A 1,394-nucleotide genomic window follows, 5' to 3' on the forward strand; every position below is an offset into this window, starting at 1 on the left:
ACCCCGATCTCGTACCCGTAGGCGGGGTCGTAGCTGATCACGGCCGGGTTGGTGGCGGCCAGGAGGGGGGAGTGCCCGTCGGCGTGCTGCAGGCCCTCCCCGGTCAGGGTGGTCCGCCCGGCGGTGGCGCCGATGATGAAGCCGCGGGCCATCTGGTCCCCGGCGGCCCAGAAGGAGTCCCCGGTGCGTTGGAAGCCGAACATGGAGTAGAAGACGTAGATCGGGATCAGCGGTTCCCCGTGCGTGGCGTAGGCGGTGCCGGCGGCGGTGAACGCGGCCACACTGCCGGCCTCGTTGATGCCGGCGTGCACGATCTGCCCGGAGATCGATTCCTTGTAGGCCAGCACCAGGTCGCGGTCCACGGACAAATAGTTTTGCCCGTTGGGGTTGTAGATCTTCGCGGTCGGGAAGAACGCGTCGATGCCGAACGTGCGGGCCTCGTCCGGGATGACCGGCACGATCCGGGCCCCGATGCCCGGGTCGCGCATCAGGTCCTTGAGCAGGCGCACGAACGCCATGGTGGTGGCGGCCTGCTGCCGGCCCGAGCCGCGGTGGGCGACCTCGTAGGTTTTGTCCCCCGGCAGGGCCAGCGCCGTGTGCGCGGCCCGGCGTTCCGGGACGAACCCGCCCAACTCGGCCCGGCGCTCCAGCAGGTAGCGGATCTCCGGGGCGTCCGGGCCGGGGTGGTAGTAGGGGGGGCGGTACGGGTCGGCCTCCAGCACCGCGTCGGAGATCGGGAGTTTGAGGTGGGTGCGGAAGTCCTTCAAATCCTGCAGGGTGAGTTTCTTCATCTGGTGCGTGGCGTTGCGGGCCTCGAAGTGGGTGCCCAGCCCGTACCCCTTGACCGTGTGGGCCAGGATCACCGTCGGCTTGCCGGTGAACTCGGTCGCGGCCCGGTAGGCGGCGTAGACCTTGTGGTAGTCGTGGCCGCCGCGCTTCAAATTCCACACCTGCTCGTCACTGAGGTGCGCGGCCAGCTCCTTCGTCGCCGGGGACTGGCCGAAGAAGTGCTCGCGGACGAACCCGCCGGATTCGGCCTTGTAGGTCTGGTAGTCCCCGTCCAGGGTGTCGTTCATCACCCGCACCAGCGCCCCGTCCCTGTCCCGGGCCAGCAGGTCGTCCCACTCCCGCCCCCACAGCACCTTGATCACGTTCCAGCCCGCGCCGCGGAAGAACGCCTCCAGTTCCTGGACGATCTTGCCGTTGCCGCGCACCGGCCCGTCCAGGCGCTGCAGGTTGCAGTTCACCACGAACGTCAAATTGTCCAGCCGCTCGTTCGCGGCCAGCTGCAACAGGCCCCGGGACTCGGGCTCGTCCATCTCCCCGTCGCCCAGAAACGCCCACACCCGCTGCCCGGCGGTGTCCTTCAGGCCCCGGTGGTGCAGGTACCGGTT

At 69.1% G+C, this 1,394-nt stretch carries 1 pseudogene; it reads right to left on the reverse strand.

The features are described from left to right. Positions 1–1,394 (reverse strand): annotated as a pseudogene (locus tag EJC77_RS20220) (pyruvate dehydrogenase (acetyl-transferring), homodimeric type); the annotation flags it as partial.

The sequence above is a fragment of the Specibacter cremeus genome (genome assembly GCF_003946885.1).
Taxonomy (GTDB): domain Bacteria; phylum Actinomycetota; class Actinomycetes; order Actinomycetales; family Micrococcaceae; genus Specibacter; species Specibacter cremeus.